The sequence below is a fragment of the Lysobacter enzymogenes genome (assembly GCF_900106525.1).
Taxonomy (GTDB): domain Bacteria; phylum Pseudomonadota; class Gammaproteobacteria; order Xanthomonadales; family Xanthomonadaceae; genus Lysobacter; species Lysobacter enzymogenes.
Map to the genome: position 1 here is coordinate 77,974 of NZ_FNOG01000006.1, position 16,400 is coordinate 94,373.

General features: G+C 69.5%; 12 protein-coding genes. 4 read left to right on the forward strand and 8 right to left on the reverse strand.

What is annotated here, in order from left to right; genetic code table 11:
• Positions 1–183: 183 nt before the first annotated feature.
• Together BLU84_RS15775 and BLU84_RS15780 are read right to left on the reverse strand one after the other, a co-directional pair.
• The gene (locus BLU84_RS15775) at positions 184–636 is read right to left on the reverse strand and encodes a c-type cytochrome (protein WP_074869299.1); all 453 of its coding nucleotides are present in this window, start codon (positions 634–636) and stop codon (positions 184–186) included.
• A gap of 11 nt (positions 637–647) precedes the next feature.
• Positions 648–1,043: a c-type cytochrome gene (locus tag BLU84_RS15780; RefSeq protein ID WP_074870257.1), complete on the reverse strand. Its 396-nt coding sequence runs from the start codon at positions 1,041–1,043 to the stop codon at positions 648–650.
• 383 nt (positions 1,044–1,426) lie between these two features.
• Between BLU84_RS15780 and BLU84_RS15785 the strand changes: the two genes are divergently transcribed.
• The 3 genes from BLU84_RS15785 to BLU84_RS15795 all read left to right on the forward strand — a co-directional run bounded on the left by BLU84_RS15785 (position 1,427) and on the right by BLU84_RS15795 (position 9,309).
• Entirely contained in the window at positions 1,427–2,578 is a 1,152-nt protein-coding gene (locus BLU84_RS15785) for an efflux RND transporter periplasmic adaptor subunit (protein WP_074869304.1), read from the forward strand.
• Positions 2,579–2,711: 133 nt separating this feature from the next.
• Complete coding sequence (locus BLU84_RS15790) at positions 2,712–6,224, forward strand: efflux RND transporter permease subunit (protein ID WP_074869307.1); 3,513 nt, start codon at positions 2,712–2,714, stop codon at positions 6,222–6,224.
• Between the two features lies 1 nt (position 6,225).
• Complete coding sequence (locus BLU84_RS15795) at positions 6,226–9,309, forward strand: efflux RND transporter permease subunit (protein WP_074869311.1); 3,084 nt, start codon at positions 6,226–6,228, stop codon at positions 9,307–9,309.
• Positions 9,310–9,867: 558 nt separating this feature from the next.
• Here the strand turns inward: BLU84_RS15795 and BLU84_RS15800 are convergent.
• Both BLU84_RS15800 and BLU84_RS15805 read right to left on the reverse strand, forming a co-directional pair.
• Positions 9,868–11,079, reverse strand: coding sequence for a TraB/GumN family protein (locus BLU84_RS15800; RefSeq protein WP_074869314.1), 1,212 nt, complete (start codon positions 11,077–11,079; stop codon positions 9,868–9,870).
• Positions 11,080–11,181: 102 nt separating this feature from the next.
• Complete coding sequence (locus BLU84_RS15805) at positions 11,182–11,796, reverse strand: TetR/AcrR family transcriptional regulator (RefSeq protein WP_074869317.1); 615 nt, start codon at positions 11,794–11,796, stop codon at positions 11,182–11,184.
• A gap of 128 nt (positions 11,797–11,924) precedes the next feature.
• On the opposite strand from BLU84_RS15805, the gene BLU84_RS15810 reads away from it, so the two are divergent.
• The gene (locus BLU84_RS15810) at positions 11,925–12,569 is read left to right on the forward strand and encodes a glutathione S-transferase family protein (RefSeq protein WP_233431164.1); all 645 of its coding nucleotides are present in this window, start codon (positions 11,925–11,927) and stop codon (positions 12,567–12,569) included.
• Positions 12,570–12,833: 264 nt separating this feature from the next.
• Here BLU84_RS15810 and BLU84_RS15815 read toward each other — a convergent pair whose 3' ends face one another.
• From BLU84_RS15815 to BLU84_RS15830, 4 genes are all read right to left on the reverse strand, one after another.
• Positions 12,834–13,760 (reverse strand): alpha/beta hydrolase, encoded by a 927-nt coding sequence (locus tag BLU84_RS15815; RefSeq protein ID WP_074869321.1) that lies wholly within the window; start codon positions 13,758–13,760, stop codon positions 12,834–12,836.
• Between the two features lie 23 nt (positions 13,761–13,783).
• A complete protein-coding gene (locus BLU84_RS15820) occupies positions 13,784–14,425 on the reverse strand; it encodes a TetR/AcrR family transcriptional regulator (RefSeq protein ID WP_074869324.1) in 642 nt (213 codons plus the stop codon).
• A gap of 373 nt (positions 14,426–14,798) precedes the next feature.
• The gene (locus tag BLU84_RS15825) at positions 14,799–15,371 is read right to left on the reverse strand and encodes a GNAT family N-acetyltransferase (protein ID WP_074869327.1); all 573 of its coding nucleotides are present in this window, start codon (positions 15,369–15,371) and stop codon (positions 14,799–14,801) included.
• Positions 15,371–16,258 carry a carbon-nitrogen hydrolase gene (locus BLU84_RS15830; protein ID WP_074869330.1) on the reverse strand — a complete coding sequence of 296 codons (888 nt, stop codon included), beginning with the start codon at positions 16,256–16,258 and terminating at the stop codon, positions 15,371–15,373. Before BLU84_RS15830 ends, BLU84_RS15825 begins: the two co-directional genes overlap by 1 nt.
• Positions 16,259–16,400: the final 142 nt, after the last annotated feature.

The following is a 16,400-nucleotide window of genomic DNA, read 5'->3' on the forward strand; positions in this document are numbered from 1 at the left end:
CGGCTTGGAGCGGCGCGGCGAAACCTGCGCGCGGCGAAGCCTGGCGGCAAGCACCTGCTTGCCGTCATGCGGGCCAAGGGAGGCCCCTGAACTCACCACGCCGCTGCGCCATCGAAGCCCAAAACGCGAACGGCCCGCGATTGCGGGCCGTTCGTGCGGGCGCTCGCCGCGAGCGGCGCGGGCTCAGTGGATGCCGTGCAGGTCGCGCAGCTTGCCGTTGTCGATCGAGTTGAAATAGGCCGCCACATCGGCGATCTGCTGGTCGGTCAAGTCCTTGGCCTGATTCGACATCAGCGAATGCTCGCGGTCGCCGTCGCGGTACATCTGCAGCGAGTGGGCGATGTAGTCGTGGTACTGCCCGGCCAGACGCGGGGTGAGCGAGTCGTTCGGCTCGCGATTTTTCGGGCCGCCGTGGCATTCCACGCAGGCCTGGTTGGTCGGCGGGCGCTTGGTCTCGGCGAACTTCTCGCCCGCGGCGGCGTTGCCGGCCGGCAGGCCCGAGGACGAGGCGGTGTGGCCGTCGTTGCGGTCGGCCGAGGAATGGCCGGCCGGGGCGTCGCCGGAGTTGGAGCAGGCGGCCAGGGCGAGGGCGAGCGAGGCGATGGCGAGGCCGCGCAGGAAGCTGGGATTCGTCATGGGTCGGCGGCTCACTTGGCGCTGGAAAGGAAGGCGGCGATGTCGGCGATGTCCTGGTCCGAGAAGCTCTGCGCCTGGGCCTGCATCGTCGGGTGCTTGCGCGCGCCCTTCTTGTATTCGCTCAGCGCGTTGACCAGGTACTCCGGCGATTGGCCGACGATCTTGGGAACGTGGTAGTTCGGATACGCGTTCTTGTAGCCGGTGACGCCGTGGCAGCCCTGGCAGGTGTAAGTGAGCTGACGGCCCGTCTGCGCGTTGCCGACGGCAGCGGCCGGCGCGGCGGCGGGCGCCGCCGCCGCAGTGGCGGCGGGCGCGGCGGCGGCCGGAGTCTTGGCGGGGTCCTGCGCGGCCGCGGTCGCGGCGGCGAGGGTCAGGGCGAAGCAGCAGGCGATCGTCAGCGGTCGCATCATGTCGTAATCCGCAATCTCGAGTGGCTAGCGAAAGGTGGTGGCTGGCTCCGCGCGGCCAAGACCGCGCACAAGTCGGCGAGTATAGCCGGCACGGCGATTGCAACGAAGCGGTCCGTGGATGCATCCATACTGACGCCGGTCGCGGATTCGCGCCGGCGTCCGCCCGGGACAGGGGCCGGAGCACGACGGCGAACGCGGCCAAACGCGCGGCTTGCACAGCAGGCTTGCGCGTACCTTGCCTCAGAACCGATCCGTGGCTCCAGTCATCATGACCTTCGGCGGATGTTGCCTCGCCGGGTCGGTGATATACCTATATACAACACCGGCATACGACCGGTAACCGACGAATTTTCTAGTACTTTTTCTTGGGGTCGTCTCGAATGCGTCAACTCACCAACAACCGCGAGGGCGGTCCGGCGGTGCGCGTCACGGCAGCGGTCGCCGCACTGGCGCTGGCCTGCGCGCTGGGCTTGTCGGCCTGCAAGGGCGGCGCTGGCGCCGCCGAGGCGCAGGCTAAGGAAAGCAAGGACAAGGCATCGGACGCCGTGCCGGTGGAAGTGGCGGTGGCGGGGCGGCGCGCGATCGCGGCCAGCTACACCGGCACCGCGCCGCTGGAGGCGCGCGCCGAATCTCAGGTGGTGGCCAAGACCTCCGGCGTGGCGCTGGAGGTGATGGTCGTGGAAGGCCAGCCGGTCAAGGCCGGGCAGGTGCTGGTGCGGCTGGACTCGGCCCGCGCCGAGCAGCAGGCCGCGCAGACCGGCGCGACCTTGCGCAAGCTCGAGGCCAACTACGCCCGCTCGCGCCAGTTGGCCGAGCAGCGCCTGCTCAGCGCCAACGACAACGACCAACTGCGCTACGACATGGAAAATGCGCGCGCGGCCAACCGCCTGGCGATGCTGGAACTGTCCTACGCCAAGGTCGAAGCGCCGATCTCCGGCGTCATCGCCTCGCGCTCGATCAAGCCCGGCAACTTCGTCCAGATCAACTCGCCGATCATCCGCATCGTCGACACCTCGCACCTGGAAGCCGTACTCAACGTGCCCGAACGCGAACTGGCCACGCTCAAGGCCGGCCAGCCGGTGCAGATGAGCGTCGACGCGATGCCCGGCAAGAGCTTCGCCGGCAAGGTCGACCGCATCGCCCCGGTGGTGGACTCGGGCAGCGGCACCTTCCGGGTGATCTGCTCGTTCGAAGGCGGCGGCGTGCTGCAGCCGGGCATGTTCGGCCGCCTGCGCATCGATTACGACAGCCGCGCCGACGCGCTGGTGGTGCCGCGCGCGGCGCTGCTGGACGACGAGGGCGACCCGGCGGTGTTCGTGGTGCGCGGCAATAAGGTCGCGCGCACGCCGGTCAAGCTGGGCTACCTGGACGGCTCCTGGGCCGAGGTGCGCGCCGGGGTGAAGCCGGGCGAGCAGGTGGTGGTGGCCGGCAAGACCGCGCTGCGCGAAGGCAGCGAGGTGCTGGCGATCAACGCCAAGCAGGTCGCCAGCGCCGCCGCGCCGGCTGCGGCCGCGTCGCCGAACAAGCAATAAGCCGCGCCGGGCGCTGAGCCCGCGCAGCGGCGCCGCACGCCGGCGCCGCGCACGGGGCGAACGGCGGCGCGCGCCGCCGCGTCGCGCTGCGGCCTAGGCCGCGCCGCGCCCGATCCATATCGACATTTGCCGTATCGAACACTGGGGACCGGCTGTGGCTCAGCTTCCGGACGCGACGTCCTTCAATCTGGTGGAGTTTTCCACCCGCCGCCGCGTCACCGTGGCGATGGTCACCATCACCTTCCTGTTGTTCGGCCTGATCGCGCTGAACAGTCTGAAGGTCAATCTGCTGCCCGACCTCAGCTATCCCACGCTGACCGTGCGCACCGAATACACCGGCGCTGCGCCGACCGAGATCGAGACCCTGATCAGCGAGCCGCTGGAAGAAGCGGTCGGCGTGGTCAAGGGCCTGCGCAAGCTCAAGTCGGTCTCGCGCACCGGCCAGAGCGACGTGGTGCTGGAGTTCGCCTGGGGCACCGACATGGACCAGGCCAGCCTGGAGGTGCGCGACAAGATGGAAGTCGTGCAACTGCCGCTGGAGGCCAAGAAGCCGGTGCTGCTGCGCTTCAATCCCTCGACCGAGCCGATCCTGCGCATCGCCCTGTCGACCAAGGGCGGCGAGAAGGCCAGCGACAGCGAGGCGATCCGCCAGCTGACCGCGCTGCGCCGCTACGCCGACGACGATCTGAAGAAGAAGCTCGAGCCGGTCGACGGCGTCGCCGCGGTCAAGGTCGGCGGCGGCCTGGAGGACGAGATCCAGGTCGACATCGACCAGCAGAAGATCTCCCAGCTCAACCTGCCGATCGATACCGTCATCCAGCGGCTCAAGGCCGAGAACGTCAACGTCTCCGGCGGCCGCCTGGAAGAAGGGCAGCAGCGCTATCTGGTGCGCACGGTCAACGAGTTCGCGACCGTGCCGGAAATCCGCGAGATGCTGGTGACCACGCAGAAGGCCGGCGGCAACGCCGCGGCCGAGGCCGCCGCGCAGATGGCGCGGGTGGCCGCGGCCTCCGGCTCGGCCGACGCGATGGCCGCGGCGGCGTCGGTGGAAAGCGCCAACTCCGGCGACCAGGCGGTCGCCGCCGGCGGCAAGCCGGTGCGGCTGAAGGACATCGCTGAGGTGCGCCAGGGCTACAAGGAGCGCGAGTCGATCATCCGCCTGGGCGGCAAGGAGGCGGTGGAGCTGGCGATCTATAAGGAAGGCGACGCCAATACCGTAGCCACCGCCGACGCGGTGCAGGCGCGGCTGACCCAGATCAAGTCGCAGATCCCGCCGGACGTCGAGCTGACCACCATCGACGACCAGTCGCAGTTCATCCGCCACGCCATCGCCGACGTCAAGAAGGATGCGGTGATCGGCGGCCTGCTGGCGATCCTGATCATCTTCCTGTTCCTGCGCGACGGCTGGAGCACGTTCGTGATCGGCCTGTCGCTGCCGGTGTCGATCATCGCCACGTTCTTCTTCATGGACCGGCTCGGCCTGAGCCTCAACGTGATGTCGCTGGGCGGCCTGGCGCTGGCCACCGGCCTGGTCGTGGACGATTCCATCGTGGTGCTGGAATCCATCGCCAAGGCGCGCGAGCGCGGCCTGGGGATTCTGGAAGCGGCCGTGGTCGGCACCCGCGAGGTCAGCATGGCGGTGGTGGCCTCGACCCTGACCACCATCGCGGTGTTCCTGCCGCTGGTGTTCGTCGAAGGCATCGCCGGGCAGTTGTTCCGCGACCAGGCGCTGACCGTGGCGCTGGCCATCGGCATCTCGCTGATCGTGTCGATGACTCTGATCCCGATGCTCAGCGCGCTGCGCGGGCGGCCGGCGCTGAGCTTCCAGGAAGAACCGCCGCAGCCGCGCTGGGAGCCGAAGAATCCGGCGCTGCGCGCGCTGGCGTGGATTCCGCGCGGCATCGGCATCGCCGTGCGCTCGCTGTTCTTCGGCATCGCCTGGGCGATCGTGCGCGGCTGGCGCCTGCTCGGCGCGGTGGTCGGCCCGATCATGGGCAAGGCCAGCGACATCGCCATGTCGCCGTACGGCCGCGCCGAACGCGGTTATCTCAAGCTGTTGCCGGCGGCGATGGCGCACCGCGCGCTGGTGCTGACCCTGGCCGGCGCGGCCTTCCTCGCCACCCTGGCGGCAGTGCCGCTGCTGGGCGCGGACTTGATCCCGCAGCTGGCCCAGGACCGCTTCGACATGACCGTCAAGCTGCCGCCGGGCACGCCGTTGCGCGAGACCGATGCCTTGGTGCGCGAGATCCAGACCAAGCACGAGAAGGATCCCGGCATCCGCGCCTGGTTCGGCGTCAGCGGCAGCGGCACGCGGCTGGACGCGAACCCGACCGAGAGCGGCGAGAACATCGGCAAGGTCACCGTGGTGATGGCCGACGGCGGCAGCAAGCAGGTCGAGGCGCAGGAAACCGAACGCCTGCGCCAGACCATGCGCGCGCATCCGGGTGCCCAGGTCGACTTCGCCCGCCCGCAGCTTTTCAGCTTCTCCACGCCGCTGGAAATCGAGTTGCGCGGGCAGGACCTGGAAACCATTCAGCGCGCCGGCCAGCACATGGCCAAGCTGCTGCGCGGCAACCCGCACTTCGCCGACGTCAAATCCACGGTGGAGCAGGGCTTCCCCGAGATCCAGATCCGCTTCGACCAGGACCGCGCCGGCGCGCTCGGCCTGGCCACGCGCGACATCGCCGATGTGGTGGTGAAGAAGGTGCGCGGCGACGTCGCCACCCGCTACAGCTTCCGCGACCGCAAGATCGACGTGCTGGTGCGCGCGCGCCAGGCCGATCGCGCTTCGATCGAGAGCATCCGCCGGCTGATCGTCAACCCCGGCAGCAACCGCCCGGTGACGCTGGAATCGGTGGCCGAAGTCGTCGCCACCACCGGCCCGAGCGAGATCCACCGCGCCGATCAGGTGCGCGTGGCCATCGTCTCTTCGAACCTGCGCGACATCGACCTGGGCGGCGCCATCGCCGAGGTCGGCAAGATGGTGCGCGAGCAGCCGCTGAGCCCGGAGGTGCGCATGCACATCGGCGGGCAGGGCGAGGAGCTGCAGCAGTCGATCAATTCGCTGCTGTTCGCGTTCGGCTTGGCGATCTTCCTGGTCTACCTGGTGATGGCCTCGCAGTTCGAATCCTTGCTGCATCCGTTCGTGATCTTGTTCACCATCCCGCTGGCCCTGGTCGGCGCGGTGCTGGCGCTGCTGCTGACCAATTCGACGATCTCGGTGGTGGTGTTCATCGGCCTGATCCTGCTGGTCGGCCTGGTGGTCAAGAACGCGATCATCCTGATCGACAAGGTCAACCAGTTGCGCGAGCACGGCGTGGCCAAGCGCGAGGCGTTGATCGAAGGCGCGCGCTCGCGCCTGCGCCCGATCATCATGACCACGCTGTGCACCTTGTTCGGCTTCCTGCCGCTGGCCATCGCCACCGGCGAAGGCGCCGAGGTGCGCTCGCCGATGGCAATCACGGTGATCGGCGGCCTGCTGGTGTCGACCCTGCTGACCCTGGTGGTGATCCCGGTGGTGTACGACCTGCTCGACCGCCGCGGCGACGCCTATTACCGCGAACGGGTGCGCAAGGCCCGCCGCCGTGATGCGGCCGTGGCGCAAACGCTGGGCCACGACAACGATCCGCTGACCGGGGCGCACTGACATGAGCGGCGTCGCCGAGATCAGCATCAAGCGGCCGATCACGACCATCATGTTGTTCGTGTCGATGTTCGTGATCGGCCTGATCGCGGCCGTGCGGCTGCCGTTGGAGTCGCTGCCGGACATCACCGCGCCGTTCCTGCTGGTGCAGCTGCCTTACGACGGCTCCACCCCGGAGGAAGTCGAACGCACCATCCTGCGCCCGGCCGAAGAGGCGCTGGCGACGATGACCGGGATCAAGCGCCTGCACGGCACCGCCAGTTCCGACGCGGCCACGATCCAGATGGAGTTCAAGGACTGGGACCGCGACATCGCCATCGCCGCGTCCGAGGCGCGCGAGCGCATCGACGCGATCGTCGACGACCTGCCCGACGGCTTCCAGCGCTACTTCGTGTTCAAGTGGTCCAGCGCCGACCAGGCCATCTTGCAGGTGCGTCTGGCCGGCGACATGGACCTGAGCCATTCCTACGATTTGATCGACCGCGAGTTCAAGCGCCGGCTCGAACGCATCCCGGGCGTGGCCAAGGTCGAGATCGGCGGCGCCGCGCCCAACGAGGTCGAGATCGCAATCCTGCCCGACCGCATGGTCGCCCACGACGTCGATCTCAATACCCTGACCAAGCGCCTGCAGGCGCTGAACTTCTCCATTTCCGCCGGCGAGATCGAGGACGGCGGCCGCCGCCTGCGGGTGCAGCCGATCGGCCAGGTGGTCGACCTGGAGCAGTTCCGCAACGTCAGCATCAACAACACCGGCCTGAAGCTGCGCGACATCGCCGATGTGCGGCTGAAGGCGGCGCGGCTGGAAACCGGGCGGCGCCTGGACGGGCGCCCGGCGATCGGCCTGGACATCTTCAAGGAGCGCAGCGCCAACCTGGTCGAGGTCTCGCGCCTGGCCCTGGCCGAGGTCGAGGCGATCCGCGCCCAGCCGGAGCTGCGCAACATCGAGATCAAGGTGGTGCGCAACCAGGGCGAGGACGTGACCAGCTCGCTGCTGGAACTGGCCGAGGCCGGCGCGATCGGCCTGCTGCTGTCGATCGCGGTGCTGTACTTCTTCCTGCGCCATTGGCCTTCGACGCTGATGGTGACCCTGGCCATTCCGATCTGCTTCGTGATGACCCTGGGCTTCATGCACTTCGTCGGCGTGACCCTCAACGTGCTGTCGCTGATGGGCTTGCTGCTGGCGGTGGGCATGCTGGTGGACAACGCGGTGGTGGTGGTGGAGAGCATCTACCAGGAACGCGAGAAGATGCCCGATCAGCCGGAGCTGGCCTCGATCGTCGGCACCCGCCACGTCGCCATCGCGCTGTCGGCCGGCACCTTGTGCCACTGCATCGTGTTCCTGCCCAACCTGCTCGGCGAGACCAACGACATCAGCATCTTCATGTCGCAGATCGCCATCACCATCTCGGTGTCGCTGCTGGCCTCGTGGCTGGTCGCGGTGAGCCTGATCCCGATGATCTCCGCGCGGCTCAAGACCCCGCCGGCGGTGGCCAGCGACCGCGGCCTGATCGCGCGCCTGCAGCGCTCCTACGCGCGCTTCCTGCGCTGGACTTTGGAACACCGCGGCGCCAGCGTCATCGGCATCATCCTGGTGGTGCTGGTCAGCGTGTTCCCGGCGACCCAGACCAAGTTCGACATGTTCGGCAACGAGGGCGGCAAGGAGGCCTTCATCCAGTACCACTGGAAGGGCAGCTACACCCGCGAGCAGATGTCGGAGGAAATCCTCAAGGTCGAGAAGTTCCTGGAAGCGCGCCGCAAGCAGTACCACCTCAAGCAGATCTATTCGTTCTTCAGCACGCAGGGCGGCGGCGACGCCGGCACCCGCTTGCAGTTCCACGAGAACGAGGTGGAGAACACCAAGCCGCTGGTCGATGCGATCTCCAAGGCGCTGCCGAAGTCGGCCAAGGCCGAGATCAGCATGGGCCAGGACGAGGGCGGCGGCCAGAACGGCGGCAAGAGCGTGCAGGTGCAGTTGGTCGGCGACTCGACCGAGACCCTGAGCGAGCTGGCCGGCGACATCGTGCCGATCCTGGCCCGGCGCAAGGAACTGCGCGATGTGCGCGTGGACATCGGCGACCGCAACACCGAGCTCAACGTGCGCGTGGACCGCGAGCGCGCCGCCTCGTTCGGCTTCAGCGTCGAGGAAGTCTCGCGCTTCGTCGGCCTGGCCCTGCGCGGCGCGCAGTTGCGCGACTTCCAGCGCGGCGAGACCGAAGTGCCGGTGTGGGCGCGCTTCGCCGGCGCGGAGAACTACGGCATCGAGAACCTGTCGGAGTTCACCGTGCGCGCCGCCGACGGCCGCAGCGTGCCGCTGCTGGCGATGGTCGACGTGGCGGTGCGGCCGACCGCGAGCCAGATCAACCGCAACAACCGCCAGACCACGCTGACCATCCAGGCCAGCCTCAACGGCAAGGCGACCACGCCCGAGGCGCGCAAGGCGATGGAGGAAACGCTCAAGACCGTGGCGTTCCCGGCCGGCTACAACTACAGCTTCGACGGCAGCTCGTTCGAGCGCGACGACGATGCCGGCAAGCAGATGATGTTCAACCTCATCATCGCCCTGGTGATGATCTACGTGGTGATGGCGGCGGTGTTCGAGTCGCTGCTGTTCCCGGCGGCGATCATGAGCTGCGTGGTGTTCTCGATCTTCGGCGTGTTCTGGCTGTTCTGGATCACCGGCAGCTCGTTCACGGTGATGGCCTTCATCGGCATCCTGGTGCTGATGGGGGTGGTGGTGAACAACGGCATCGTCATGGTCGAGCACATCAACAACCTGCGCCGGCGCGGCCTGAGCCGCAACGAGGCGCTGGTGGAAGGCAGCCGCGAGCGCTTGCGGCCGATCATGATGACCATGGGCACGGCGATCCTGGCGATGATCCCGATCTCGCTCAGCGACACCGTGGTGCTCGGCGGCCTGGCCTATTCGCCGATGGCGCGCGCGGTGGCCGGCGGCCTGGCGTTCTCGACCGTGGTCAGCCTGCTGTTCCTGCCGACCATCTACGCCATCCTCGACGACATGCGCGACGGCAGCGCCGCGCTGGTGCGGCGCGCGCGCGGCGTGGCGGCGAAGGGTGAGGCGGCGGCGTAGGCCTGAGAGACGGGGGCGAACCGCCCCCTGTAGGAGCGGCGCAAGCCGCGACCGCGACACTTCGCTTACGACGCAACCTGCCGTCCCGCGGTCGCGGCTCGCGCCGCTCCTACAGGAAGCAAACCGTTTTTGCGAAGGTGCGTGTGGCGGCTGCGGCACCGCGCTTGCGGCGCGACCTGCCGCTCCGCGGTCGCGGCTTGCGCCGCTCCTACAGGGAGCAATCTGTTTTTGCGAAGGTGCGTGTGGCGGCTGCGGCATCGCGCTTGCGGCGCGATCTGTTGCCCCGCGGTCGCGGCTTGCGCCGCTCCTACAGGGAGCAAACCGTTTTTGCGAAGGTTCGGGCGCCGACTGTAGGAGCGGCGCAAGCCGCGACCGCGACACGGCGCTTACGGCGCAACTCGATCGAGGCGGGCAGGCCACGCGAACGGGCGCGAGAACAAGACGATGCCGCAACCGGCACGGCTTCCCGCACGGCTTCGCCCCGGCGCAAACGAAAACGGCGCCGCAAACGCGGCGCCGTTGTCCGAAACCTGCGCCGCCAGCGCCCCGCGTCCCGCGTCAGCCCACCAGCTTGCTGGCGATGCGGAACCCCGCCAGCCACACGCCGATGCCGGTGCCGATGTTGGTCAGCATGAAATTGAGCACCACGCGCGCGACCCGGTTGCGGTACCAGCCGCGCACGGTCTGCGCATCGTCGCGCAGGGCCATGAAGTCGCCGTAGGCCGGCTTGCGCCGGTGCACTTCCACCAGCGCGCTGACCGCGCCGGCCGGCACGCCGGGACGGAACGGCTTGAGCGGCGCCACCAGCGCCGCGGTGATGATGCTCAGCGGATGCCCGCCGGCGAGCAGGCAGCCCAGCGCGGCCAGGCCGCCGGTGTACATGACCCACTGCAGCAGCAGGTCCGCGCCCATCGCCGCGCCGCCTTTCCAAAAGCCCCAGGCGATGCCGGCCAGGATCAGCCCGGTGATCGCGATCATCACCCACGGCACCTTGCTCTTGGTCTTGATCTGTTCCAGCTCGGTGCGCTGCGCGACCGGGTCGCCCTGGTCCTCGCGCAGGTGCTTGGCCAGGCCTTGCAGATGGCCGGCGCCGACCACCGCCAGCACCTCGCGCGATTCGCCCACGGTTTCGCGCAGGCGCGCGGCCATGTAGCGGTCGCGCTCGGCGATCACGGTCTCGTACAACTGCGGGCTTTCCTTGGCGAACTCGCCGAAGCTCGATTCGAGCATGTCGCCCTGCTTGAGCTTCTCGATCTCTTCCTCGCCGACCTCGTCGGCGGCGAACAGGCTGGTGACCAGGCCGACGCCGAGCTTGGTCCGGCCCCAGAAGCCCAGTTGCTGCGAGGCGCGTCTGAAGGTCAGGCCGACCTCGCGGTCGATCAGGTGCACCGGCAGCTCGCGTTCGCGCGCCTCGACCACCGCGCGCTTGAGCTCGGCGCCGGGCTCGATGCCGAGCTGTTCGGCGAGCCGGCGCTGGTACGCGGCCAGGGCCAGGTTGGCGGCGAACAGCGCGGTCTTGCCCGAGCGGATCACCTGGATCAGATCCAGCCGCGCCAGCGCGTCCGGATCGGTCAGCGCCTGCAGGCGCTGCGCGTCCAGTTCGACCGCGACCGCATCGAAGCGGCCGCTGCCGACCGCGTCGCGCACCGCCTCGACGCTGGCCTGGGACACGTGTGCGGTGCCCAGCAGGGTGTAGCGGACGCCGTCGCGTTCGACGATGGCGTGCGGTTGGCCTTGCAGGCCGTCGGGGACGATCGAAGGTGAGTTCATGCGCTGGGTGGCGGGCTCGCGGCGGCTGTGCCGGAGCACAGAAAGTCCCGCAGCATAGAGGCTGCGGCAGGGGGCGGCAAACCGGCGCCGGCGCCGGTGCGGCTAGCTGCGCGCCCGGCGCGTCCGCGCCCGCGGCGGGGCCGGCGCGGGCGTCGCGATGGCGTCGGTCAGGGCCAGCACCTGGTCGAGCGCGGTGCGGCGGATCTCTTTGCCCAATTCGGCGTCGTCGATGGCGCGCGCGAGCATGGTGCCGCCGACGCACAGCGTCGCCATCGCCACCGCGCGCTCGCGCGCCTCGCGGCCGGGGCCGAGCGAGCGCTGCATCATCGCGATCAGGCTGTCGAGCACCTGGGTGTAGGCGCGCTTGACGCAGTCGTCGCCGCGCCCGACCTCGGAGGAGAACGCGACCAACGGGCAGGGATAGTCGAAATCGGCGACGTGGCGATCGGACAGGTACTCGCGCGCCAGCCGCGCGGCCGCCGGCGGATCGGTCTCGCAGCCGCCGTCGGGCATCGCGGTCAGGATGTGCTCGACCGCCTCGGCGTACAGGTCCTGCTTGCGCTTGAAGTGGTTGTAGAAGCCGCCGCGGGTCAGGCCGGCCTCGGCCATGATCTCGTCGATCGACACCTCGGCGAAGCCGCGGCGGGTGAACAGCCTGCGCGCGGTGGAGACGATGCGCGCGCGGGTCTGGGCTTTGTGTTCGCTGGTGTAGGGCATGGCGGCGGCCGCGGGGCGGGTGAGGGCGGGCTGAGATGGGTTTAGCACGATTTTAAATATGTTCTTGAACATATTTACCCGGCTCGCAGAATCGGCGGCGCGACATCCCCCGCCACCTGGAAACCGCCATGAAGCCCATGCAGCTGTATTACTTCGAATCCCCCAACGCGCGCACCGCCTGCGCCGCCGCGCGCCACCTCGGCGCACCGGTCGAGTTCGTGCGCATCGACCTCAAGCTCGGCGAGCACCGCCGCCCCGACTATCTGGCGCTCAACCCCAACGGCAAGGTGCCGACCCTGGTCGACGGCGGCACCGTGCTGTGGGAATCGCCGGCGATCATGGCCTACCTGGCGCAACAGTCGGGCTCGGACCTGTGGCCGTCGACGCCGTCGGCGCAGGTCGAACTGCTGCGCTGGGTGCATTGGAGCGCGGCGCACTTCAACCACCACGGCGGTGCGCTGTTCTTCGAACGCATCGTCAAGGCCGCGTTCGGGTTCGGCGCGCCGGATCCGGCCGCGATCGAGGCGGCGGACAAGCACTTCCGCCGTTTCGCCCAGGTGCTGGATGCGCACTTGGAGGGCCGGCGTTACCTGCTCGGCGACACGCTCAGCGTCGCCGACTTCGCCGCCGCGACGATGCTGCCGTGGAAGGACGCCGCGCAGTTGCCGCTCGACGGCTGCCCGCGCCTGACCGAGTGGTATGCGCGGATCGAGGCGCTGCCGGCCTGGCGCCAGCCGTATCCCGACGCCGAGGCGGCGGATATGGCGGCCTGAAGCCGCAGCGAGTCTGCGCCAGGGCCGCCCTGGCGCACGGCGGGCCGCAACGTCGGCCAAGACGGCGGCCCGCATCGCCCGAGAGGCGAACGGTCCGGCCGAAGCGGGAGGGGTGAGCTCCGGCCGGACCGGTTCGCGCTTGCTCGGATTCAGCGATCTTCCTGAGTCGGAACGCAGCCGCCACGGAGTACAGGCCGTGCGCACCGGCCCACGACGCGCACGCCGCCGCGGGCCGCAATCACCCGCGTCAGGCCCGCGCCGCGCTCAGGCCATCCCGTAAGGCAGGTTCGCGCTCGACACGATCTTGTCGCCGACCGCTTCGCCGCGCAGGAAGCGCAGCGTCGCCGCGATCACCGTCTGATCGTCGGCGATGCGGTTGTGGCCCAGCCCCTGGGTGGTCAGCAGGCGCGAATCCGGCCAGTAGCGCGCATAGCGCTCGCCTTCGGCCCAGGGCACTTCGCGATCGCCCAGGTCGTGCACGATCAACGCCGGCTGGGCGATGCTCGGCGCGTTGCGGTGCGCCTGCTGCGAATCGAAACTGATGCCGATGCGCGCTTCGAAGTAGGCGAACATGCGCCGGCACAGGTCTTCGCCGACCCACAGGAAGCGGGCGAAACGCTTGACCGCGGCGACCGGATCGGCCGCCGGCGCGATCAGCACCGCGCGCTCGGCGCGCAGCCCGCGCGCCATCGCCAGCAAGGTCGCCGCGCCGCCGAGCGAATGCCCGATCGCCGCCGCCGCCGGCCCGTAATGCGTGCCGACCGCGTGCAGGTGGCGGGTGAAGTCGGGCAGGGTGGCCAGCCGGCCTTCGCTGCGCCCATGCGCGAGCTGATCGAACGCGACCACCGCATAACCGGCCGCGCGCAGCGCCGGCAGCCACTTGGCCACGCGGGTGCCGTGGCTGGACCAGCCGTGGGCGAACAGCACATACGGCTGGCGGCGCGGATCGCCCCACACGTAGCAGGCGATGGCATGGCCGTCGACGTGCAGGGTTTCCTCGCGCGCGTCCGCGGTCGGCGCGGCCAGCGCGCGACGGCGGCTGGAAGCGAACGGGGTGCAGAACAGGTCGGCGGCGCGGCGCATGGTCGCCTCCGGCGCGAACCAGGCGCCGACGGCGAAGCCCAGGCGCAGGCCGTATAAACGAAAGACGTTACGAACGGTCGTGCTAATTCTGGCGGCAGGAACGGACATGACGGGCCTCGTGGGGTAGGCGATCAGGCTAGGGAAGGAACCGCGACGACGGCGGGCGCACGCGGGGCGGCATACGAGCGCAACAGGCGCTCGAGCGCGCGGCGGCCGCGCGCGACGGCGGCGTCGAAACCGAACAGGCCGGCGTCGTGATGCACGATCAGCGCGGTGCCGTAGATTTCGAACGCCAGTTGCTCGGTATCGGTCTCGGCGCCGAGCTCGCCGGTGTCCACGCACAACTGCACGGCCTGGGCCAGCACCTGGCGCCAGCGCTTTTGCTGCTCGACCACCCAATCGCGCAGCGCGCCGGGGCGGTCGTCGTATTCGCTGACCGCACCGAGCAGCACGCAGCCGCCGTCGGTGTGGCGCGACCAGTCGAACCAAGCATCGACGATGGCGCGCAGCCGCACCAGCCCGCGCGGCTGCTGCAACGCCGGCAGCAGGACGTAGGCGACGAAGCGCTCGCCGGCCTTGTCCAGCACCGCCAGCTGCAAGTCTTCGCGCGAGCCGAAGTGGGCGAACACGCCGCTCTTGGACATGCCCACCGCGGCCGCCAGCGGCCCGATCGACAGCCCTTCCAGGCCGGCCGAGCAGGCGATGCCGTAGGCCTGGTCGAGGATGGCTTCGCGGGTGGCGGCGCCTTTGTTGGTGGCGGTCAGGGTGGACATAGGGCGCAAAATAGCACGTCCGTTCGTTTTAATGGAGCCGTCCGTCGGCCGCTCCCTGCACCGGCCGGCACCGCGACAGCGCGCGCCGGCATCCCGCACTGTTGACTCAAATTGCGGAATTCGGGGTTTCAAATTGTGTTTTTCGCGCCCGCGCCGCGCCCAACGCAAAAACGCCCCTCCTACGCCGCCCCGATCGCCCCCTGTAGGAGCGGCGCAAGCCGCGACCGCGCCAACCATGCGCCGGCGCAGACCGCGTTGCAGGCCGTCGTGCCCGATCCGGGCAACGGCAGCCCGCGCCGCACGGTGGCGGCTTGCGTCGTAGTCGGGGTGTCGCGGTCGCGGCTTGCGCCGCTCCTACACGAGGAAGCGAGGCCTATTTGAGGCCGGGGACGTCCGGGTCCGGCTCGCCGAGATTGCCGTCGCCCAGCGGCAGCACCATCTGCACCGTGTCCAGCCAGCGCCCGTGCTTGCGCCCCAGGCCCGGGAACACGCCGGCGAGCTTGAAACCGAGCCGCTCGTGCAGCGCCACCGAAGCGGCGTTGCTGCCGTCGCCGATCACCGCGACCATCTGGCGGAAGCCGAGCGCCGCGCAGTCCTCGATCAACCGCCGCATCAGCGCGCCGCCGATGCCGCGGCCGTGGCAGTCGGGTTCGACGTAGACCGAGTTCTCCACCGTCCAGCGATAGCCGATGCGGGTGCGGTACGCGCTGGCGTAGGCGTAGCCGGCGAAACGCGCGGCGCCGTCCTCGATCAGTTCGGCGATCAGGTACGGATAACCGGCGTCGGCGATCGCGTGCCAGCGCCGGCGCATCTCGGCCCGGTCGGGCACGTCGTATTCGTAAGTCGCCACGCCCTCGCGCACCTCGCGCGCGTACAGCGCGGCGATCGCGTCCAGGTCGGACTCGACCGCCGCGCGCAGGCGCAGCGCGGGCGCGGGCGCCGGCATCAGTCGCGGTAGCGCTTGAGCAGGTCGGCGTAGGCGTCGATGCGGCGGTCGCGCAGGAACGGCCAGATCCGCCGCACGTGTTCGCTGCGGCCCAGGTCGACCTCGGCCATCACGATTTCCGGCTCGGCGGTCTTGGCCTCGGCCAGGTACTCGCCCTGCGGGCCGAGCACGTGGCTGGAACCCCAGAACTGGATGCCCGAGGCGCCGAGCGGCGAGGCCTCGAACCCGACGCGATTGACGCTCAGCACCGGCAAGCCGTTGGCGACCGCGTGGCCGCGGTGGCTCAGGATCCAGGCGTTGCGCTGGCGGTCCTTCTCGTCCTGGGCGTCGTCGGGATCCCAGCCGATCGCGGTCGGGTACAGCAGCAGCTCCGCGCCGGCCAGCGCCATCAACCGCGCGCCTTCGGGATACCACTGGTCCCAGCACACCAGCACGCCCAGGCGCCCGACCGAGGTCTGGATCGGCTCGAAACCGATGTCGCCCGGGGTGAAGTAGAACTTCTCGTAGAACCCCGGATCGTCCGGGATGTGCATCTTGCGGTACTTGCCGGCGATGGAACCGTCGGTCTCATAGACCACCGCGGTGTTGTGGTACAGCCCGGCCGCGCGGCGCTCGAACAGCGAGCTGACCAGGACTATGCCGTGCTGCTTGGCCAGCGCGCCGAGGCGCTCGGTACTCGGGCCGGGAATGGTTTCGGCCAGGTCGAACTCGCTGACCGATTCGTGCTGGCAGAAGTACGGGCCGTTGTGCAGTTCCTGCAGCAGCACCAGCTTGGCGCCCTGCTGGGCGGCCTCGCCGACGCGCTGCTCGATGTTGGCCAGATTGGCCTCGCGCGAGCCGTGGTCGCGGTCCTGGATCAGGGCGACGGGGAGGGTGGTCTTTTTCATCGGGTGCACGGGTCCGGCTGTGGGGCGTGGGCCTATTGTAGGACCGCGCCATGACGATGGGCGCTGGGAGCGTTGGCGGCGGAAGCACGGGAAAGAAGGCGGGAGCCGGGTTCGCGCGGCTTCGAATGCCCCCACACCGTCA